Origin of the sequence: Streptomyces sp. WELS2, assembly GCF_013870595.1 — a bacterium.
Taxonomy (GTDB): Bacteria; Actinomycetota; Actinomycetes; order Streptomycetales; family Streptomycetaceae; genus Streptomyces.
The window spans coordinates 1-5,930 of the sequence record NZ_JACBWZ010000369.1 but is presented as its reverse complement, the minus strand read 5'-3'; the positions used below and the strand labels follow the sequence as shown (position 1 = coordinate 5,930).

Annotated in this window: 9 protein-coding genes; 4 read left to right on the top strand and 5 right to left on the bottom strand. The window is 70.6% G+C overall.

What is annotated here, in order from left to right; genetic code table 11:
- The 5 genes from H5J33_RS20715 to H5J33_RS20695 form a co-directional block, all read right to left on the bottom strand.
- The coding region (locus H5J33_RS20715) for a TetR/AcrR family transcriptional regulator (protein WP_181796418.1) at positions 1-574 on the bottom strand (574 nt) is incomplete at its 3' end.
- Positions 571-1,251: a DUF4166 domain-containing protein gene (locus tag H5J33_RS20710; protein WP_181796417.1), complete on the bottom strand. Its 681-nt coding sequence runs from the start codon at positions 1,249-1,251 to the stop codon at positions 571-573. The genes H5J33_RS20715 and H5J33_RS20710, both read right to left, overlap by 4 nt.
- Positions 1,252-1,377: 126 nt before the next feature.
- A complete protein-coding gene (locus H5J33_RS20705; RefSeq protein WP_181796416.1) occupies positions 1,378-2,154 on the bottom strand; it encodes a hypothetical protein in 777 nt (258 codons plus the stop codon).
- A gap of 142 nt (positions 2,155-2,296) precedes the next feature.
- Complete coding sequence (locus H5J33_RS20700) at positions 2,297-2,590, bottom strand: MTH1187 family thiamine-binding protein (RefSeq protein WP_181796415.1); 294 nt, start codon at positions 2,588-2,590, stop codon at positions 2,297-2,299.
- Positions 2,587-2,931, bottom strand: a complete 345-nt coding sequence (locus tag H5J33_RS20695) for a DUF3817 domain-containing protein (RefSeq protein ID WP_181796414.1) — start codon at positions 2,929-2,931, stop codon at positions 2,587-2,589. Before H5J33_RS20695 ends, H5J33_RS20700 begins: the two co-directional genes overlap by 4 nt.
- Before the next feature lie 228 nt (positions 2,932-3,159).
- Between H5J33_RS20695 and H5J33_RS20690 the strand changes: the two genes are divergently transcribed.
- The 4 genes from H5J33_RS20690 to H5J33_RS20675 all read left to right on the top strand — a co-directional run bounded on the left by H5J33_RS20690 (position 3,160) and on the right by H5J33_RS20675 (position 5,816).
- A complete protein-coding gene (locus H5J33_RS20690; protein ID WP_181796419.1) occupies positions 3,160-3,792 on the top strand; it encodes an AIM24 family protein in 633 nt (210 codons plus the stop codon).
- Positions 3,792-4,442, top strand: a complete 651-nt coding sequence (locus H5J33_RS20685; protein ID WP_181796413.1) for an AIM24 family protein — start codon at positions 3,792-3,794, stop codon at positions 4,440-4,442. The genes H5J33_RS20690 and H5J33_RS20685 overlap by 1 nt, the downstream gene beginning before the upstream one ends.
- Complete coding sequence (locus tag H5J33_RS20680; protein ID WP_181796412.1) at positions 4,439-5,248, top strand: AIM24 family protein; 810 nt, start codon at positions 4,439-4,441, stop codon at positions 5,246-5,248. The genes H5J33_RS20685 and H5J33_RS20680 overlap by 4 nt, the downstream gene beginning before the upstream one ends.
- Positions 5,249-5,339: 91 nt before the next feature.
- The gene (locus H5J33_RS20675; RefSeq protein WP_181796411.1) at positions 5,340-5,816 is read left to right on the top strand and encodes a MarR family winged helix-turn-helix transcriptional regulator; all 477 of its coding nucleotides are present in this window, start codon (positions 5,340-5,342) and stop codon (positions 5,814-5,816) included.
- The last annotated feature ends 114 nt before the right edge of the window (positions 5,817-5,930 follow it).

Sequence of the window (5,930 nt, the reverse complement as noted above, 5' to 3'; positions counted from 1 at the left end):
CCAGGGCGCCCAGCTGCTCCAGCGCGTCCAGCGCCGCCCCGGCCCCGGCCTCGTCCACCCCTTCGTACAGCTCGATGCCGACGAAGGACGCGGCGACCGCGCGTGCCAGCCCCTCCGGGTCGGTGAACTCGCCGAACGGTGTCGCCGCCAGGACGCGGCGGAGGACCTGCTCGATCTCGGTGATCCACAGGTCGAGCCCGGCGGCGGTGGCCGGGCCCAGGCCCGGGTGGGTCGGGGCGCCGGCCAGCAGCTGGCCGAGCAGGGCGACATGGCCCCCGGCCCGCTCGCGCTCGTGGATCTCGCGGCCGACGGTCAGGAGTTCGGACAGCGTGCCGACCTCGGCGAGCCGCTCCCGGTAGCGGGCCACCGCCTTCTCCGCCCCGTAGCGGCAGGCCGCGGCGAGCAGTTCGTCCACGGATCCGAAGTGGTAGAAGACCAGCGCCTGGTTGACGCCGGCCGCCGCGGCCACCGTACGGGCCGATGTCTTGGCGATGCCCTGTTCGGTGAGGGTGCGCAGGGCGCCCTCCAGCAGTCTGGTCTTGGTCTCCTGGGACTTCGCGGTCTCCGGGCTCATGCGCGTGCCTCCTCCCGCACCGGGCGCAGTCCGGGCCGTACGCCGCAGGTGCGGATGTCGGTGTACGAGGCGGTGAAGGAGCCCTCGTAGCCGAAGAGCGGCCCGACGTACCGGTTCACCACGCGCACCCGGATGCGGAAGCGGCCGGTGGTGTCGTCGTAGGACTCGCGCACCTCGGCGGTGGCGCCGACGAGGTCGGGGACGCGGAGGTCCACCGGGCCCTCCCGGAACCGGTGCGTTCCGGAGCGGATGAGCAGCGAGCCGTCGGGTTCGGCGTGGAAGTGCAGGTCGGTGGCGAGGTGCTGGTGGGTGCCGAGGTAGTCCAGGACGCGGTCGCCGCGGGGGCCGAGGACCATCTGCGCGTCGAAGCGGCGGGGCCCGCCGGGCAGGTCGAAGGTGCGCACGAAGCTCACCGTCTCACGGCCGAAGCCGTCGGTGTACGGCACGTTCTCGATCACGAAGGGGACGTGGCGGCCGGCCCGTGGGACGAGGATGTTGCGGGTGCCGCCGAGCGCGAGGAACGGCTTCACGAACGCCGGTCCGTGCCAGACGCGGTCCATCACGCCCCGGCCGGTGCATGCCTCGCCGCTGGTCAGACCGACGGAGAAGCGGCGGCGCAGGGCGGGGTGGAGGCGGTCGAAAGCGGGGCCCATCGCGGTACGGAAGATCGAGGTCATCGGTACTTCTCCAGGGGCGTCATCGGGGTGTGCCGGCGTGTCCGGGGTTCTTCTGCTGTCTTCTGCGCTGGTCCGGGCCCGGGTGCGCCGTCGGTGCCCGTGCGCGCAGGCGCGTCACCGGGCATGTCATCCGTGGGTCTCCGGGGCACGTGGTCCTTGGCGCTCCGGCGTCTTCGTCAGGCGGGGCGCGCGGGGGCGGAGGGCGGGCGTGCGCAGGCAGCGGCGGGCGGCCGGGGTGCCGGCGAGGGGTGCCTTGAAGAGGGCGAGGAAGACGCCGGGTACGAGCAGCAGCGGGCACAGGTAGGCCGTCGCGTCGGCGAGTGGGCCGGGCAGGCCGGGGGGCGAGCCGTGGGCGAGCACGGTCAGGCAGAGGGCGAGGACCAGGGCCCGGACGGTGAGTTCGGTGAGCCAGTTGCGGCGGGCCCGCTCCGGGGTGATGCCCCGCTCCAGCCAGAGCCGGAGCCGGTCGAAGGACCAGGCGGTCGCCCAGCCCATGAGGGGGCGGAACAGCAGGCGGTCGGCGAGGGCGCCGATCAGGCCCCAGCGCGGGCGGTAGTCGTAGCCGGTGAGGAAGCGGACGCCGTGGGCGTCGGGCACGTAGCGCCAGTAGCCGCTGCCCTCGGCGATGAGGGAGAGGGGGTGCGGGGAGGCGAAGCGCAGGGCGGAGGTGCGGGTGCCGTCGGCGCGCTCCTTCTCGCCGGCGGCGACGCCGGTGCCGGCGACGGTGAGGAACGGCAGCACGCGCGTGGCGTAGCGGAAGCGCTGCGGTTCGCCTTCCGTGCGCGGAAGGTAGTGGATCTCGGTGAAGCGCAGGTCCCAGCGTTGGTGCCGGGCGGGGTCCTGGGTGCGCGCCCACAGTTCGTCGAGGCCGGCGCGGATGTGCGTCTCTATGTAGAGACCCATGTGTTCCCCCACGTGAGCACGGAGTTGAGCGACTGCTCAAACCATCTGGCGCTGAACGTACACCGTTTTGAGCGATCGCTCAAACACTCGGAACGGGAAAACCCCGGCCCAGGGGGCCGGGGTTTCCGAGACGGGGGGCGCGTTACCGGGCGAGGTACCGCTCGACGGTCTCCACCTTGCTGGTCAGCCCGTCGGTCACCCCGGGGCGGATGTCGGCCTTGAGGACGAGCGACACGCGCGGGGCACGGGCCTCCACGGCGGCGACGGCGCGCTTGACGACGTCCATGACCTCGTCCCACTCGCCCTCGATCGAGGTGAACATGGCGTCGGTGCGGTGGGGCAGGCCCGACTCGCGGACCACGCGCACGGCGTCGGCGACGTACTCCCCCACGTCCTCGCCGACGCCGAGGGGCGTCACGGAGAAGGCGACGATCATGCGTTCACGGTCCCTTCCTTGCGGGCGCGGGCGGCGATGACGGCGTCCTCGGCCTCGCGGCGCAGCTTGCGCTCGGCGAAGAAGCCGCCGGTGGGCAGCACCGACAGGACGAAGTAGAGGGCGGCGGTCTTCAGGGGCCACTTGGCGCGGTTCCAGGCGTCCGCCCAGAAGATCACGTACAGGATGAACAGGACGCCGTGGATCGCCCCCATCACGGGGACCGCGTCGAAGTCCGTGGTCCGCTTCAGCACCGAGCAGACGAGCAGGATCAGGAAGGACACGGCCTCCGGGGCCGAGACCAGGCGGAGGCGGCGGAGGGCGGTGGCGGTCTTGATGTCCACGGGTCACCTTCGGTGGGAGGGTCGACGACGGTCTGCCGGTTACGGACTGCCGGTTTGCGCGTGCGGGTGCGTGCCGGCACGGGCCGACGGCGGAACCGCTTTGTGAACGCACGCACAAGCGTTCCCCCATTGTGGCAAACCGCGCCCCTAGGGGTCGGCTCAGGGTGGGTTTCCACCCGTGGGCCCTGTTCCGTCCACCCGCACCGCCGCTAGTTTCGCAGCGTGGCGATGTTCCGACTCCAGGGCAGCAAGGTGCTCGCCGTCGACATGACCGGGGATGCCGTGAAGGCGAAGAACGGCTCGATGGTCGCGTACGACGGGCAGATGGCCTTCAAGAAGCTGAGCGGCGGCGGCGAGGGGCTGCGGGGGATGGTGACCCGGCGGCTCACCGGCGAGCAGATGACGGTGATGGAGGTGAGAGGGCAGGGGACGTGCTGGTTCGCGGACCGGGCGTCCGAGATCAACCTGGTCTCCCTCCAGGGGGACAAGCTCTATGTCGAGGCGAGCAATCTGCTGGCGACGGACGCGGGGCTGCGCACGGGCACGACGTTCACCGGGGTGCGCGGCGCCTCCCAGGGCAACGGCCTGTTCACGACGACCGTGGAGGGACACGGACAGGCGGCGATCCTCTCCGACGGCCCGGCGGTCGTCCTCCGGGTGACCCCGCAGTACCCGCTGACCGTCGACCCGGGCGCGTATGTCGCCCACCAGGGCGCTGTCCGGCAGTCCTTCCAGTCCGGTGTGACGTTCCGCACGTTCCTCGGGGAGGGCGGTGGCGAAGCCTTCCAGATCCGCTTCGAGGGCGACGGGCTGGTGTACGTGCAGCCGAGCGAGCGGACCACGATCGCGGGGGACGTGTGATGACCTTCCGGGAGATCAACTCCAAGATGGTGGAGGCGACCGTGGCGCCGGGCCGGCGGCTGTTCAGCCAGCGCGGCGCGATGCTCGCCTACCGCGGGGACGTGTCCTTCACGCCCAACGTCCAGGGCGGCCAGGGCGGGCTGATGTCCATGATCGGACGCCGGGTGGCCGGCGAGGCGACCCCGCTGATGACCGTCGAGGGCAGCGGCACGGTGTTCTTCGGGCACGGCGGCCACCACGTCCATGTGATCACCCTCTCCGGTGACACGCTCTACGTGGAGGCCGACCGGCTGCTCGCCTTCGAGGGCACCCTGCGGCAGGGCACGATGTTCCTGGGCGCCCAGGGCGGGGTGATGGGGCTGGTGCGCGGGCAGGTCACCGGGCAGGGGCTGTTCACGACCACGCTCCAGGGGCACGGCTCGGTGGCGGTGATGGCGCACGGCGGCGTCTTCGAGGTCCCGGTCACCCCGCAGCGCCCGGTCCACGTCGACCCGCAGGCGTACGTCGCCCACCACGGCGAGATCCGCAACAGGCTGTCCACCGCGCTCGGCTGGCGCGAGATGGTGGGCCGCGGCTCCGGGGAGGCGTTCCAGCTGGAGCTGAGCGGCAGCGGCACGGTGTACGTCCAGGCGTCGGAGGAGAAGCTGTGAGCACCTACGGGACCCCGGGCGCCGGACCGGTCGTGTACGACCCGCTGTCGCTGCCCGCCGACGACAACGTCAACCCGTACACCTTCTGCGTGGAGCTGAAGAGCGGGCAGTGGTTCCTGCAGAAGGGAAAGATGGTCGCCTACTACGGGTCGATCGAGTTCAACGGCATCGGGCACGGGCGACTCGACCGGCTTGTCCGTACGTCGTTTCATTCGCCACTGCACGCGAGCGACTGGGTCGTGGCGGAGGGCTCGGGGAAGATGCTGCTGGCCGACCGGGCGTTCGACGTCAACTCCTACGATCTGGACGACGGGAACTTGACCATTCGCGCGGGCAATCTGCTCGCTTTTCAGCCAAGTCTCGCACTCAAGCAGTCGATCGTCCCGGGTTTTCTGACCCTGATCGGAACCGGAAAGTTCGTAGCCGCATCAAACGGTCCGGTGGTGTTCGTGGAACCTCCGATCCGGGTGGACCCGCAGGCGCTCGTCGGGTGGGCCGACTGCCCGTCCCCGTGCCATCACTACGACCATGGGTACTTGACGGGTGTACTGGGCGGTCTACGTGCGATGACGGGCTTCGGCGGGGTCTCCGGCGAGGAGCACCAGTTCGAGTTCGTCGGCGCGGGGACGGTCCTGCTGCAGTCGACCGAGACCCTCATGGCCGAGGTGGCGACGGGGGCGGTTCCGCCCGAACCCGGGGTCCCGGGAGGTGGCGGAATGACACCGGGTGGACACGGTCCGCAATCGTCGGGTCCACCGCGCCTTCCCGGACAGCTGGGAGACCTCCAGCGTCGCTTCGGGCTGTGAGCGGTAGTCTGCGGAGTGTGACGTCGAACGCGTGCGCACGTCACACCATCCAAGTTAGTACGCCATTCAACTTCTTAGGTAGACTTCATTCATGGAGACCGAGACGGCCACGCGCTGGCTGACCGATGCGGAGCAGTGCGCTTGGCGCACCCACCTGGAGGTCAACAGGCTGTTGACGTACCAGCTGGAAAAGGATCTGCAGCCGTTCGGCCTGACGATGAACGACTACGAAATCCTGGTGAACCTGTCCGAGTCGGAGGACGTGCGGATGCGGATGAGCGACCTGGCCTCCGCGACCCTTCAGTCCAAGAGCCGGCTCTCGCACCAGATCACGCGCATGGAGAACGCCAACCTGGTTCGCCGCGAGAACTGTGACACCGACCGGCGGGGGCTGTACGCCGTGCTCACGGACCACGGCATGGAGACGATGCGGAAGGTCGCCCCGCATCACGTGGCATCGGTGCGCCGGCACTTCATCGACCTGCTGTCACCGGACGCGCTCATGGAACTGGAGAAGGCGCTCAAGCCGGTCGCCGAGCACCTGAGAGGACAGCGGGGACGCCCCTGACCCCACCCACGCGGGCGCGCGGCGCCACCGCTCCCGCCGCCCGCGTGAGCCTTCCGGCATGCTGTTCCTCCTCATGGCGTAGGGCCACACCCGGCAGCGGGGCCGCACAGACGG

Coding starts and splice junctions, on each gene's coding strand:
- H5J33_RS20705 (WP_181796416.1), bottom strand. CDS start 2,154: ATGGGTCTCTACATAGAGACGCACATCCGCGCCGGCCTCGACGAACTG.
- H5J33_RS20685 (WP_181796413.1), top strand. CDS start 3,792: ATGACCTTCCGGGAGATCAACTCCAAGATGGTGGAGGCGACCGTGGCG.
- H5J33_RS20675 (WP_181796411.1), top strand. CDS start 5,340: ATGGAGACCGAGACGGCCACGCGCTGGCTGACCGATGCGGAGCAGTGC.
- H5J33_RS20710 (WP_181796417.1), bottom strand. CDS start 1,251: ATGACCTCGATCTTCCGTACCGCGATGGGCCCCGCTTTCGACCGCCTC.
- H5J33_RS20700 (WP_181796415.1), bottom strand. CDS start 2,590: ATGATCGTCGCCTTCTCCGTGACGCCCCTCGGCGTCGGCGAGGACGTG.
- H5J33_RS20690 (WP_181796419.1), top strand. CDS start 3,160: ATGTTCCGACTCCAGGGCAGCAAGGTGCTCGCCGTCGACATGACCGGG.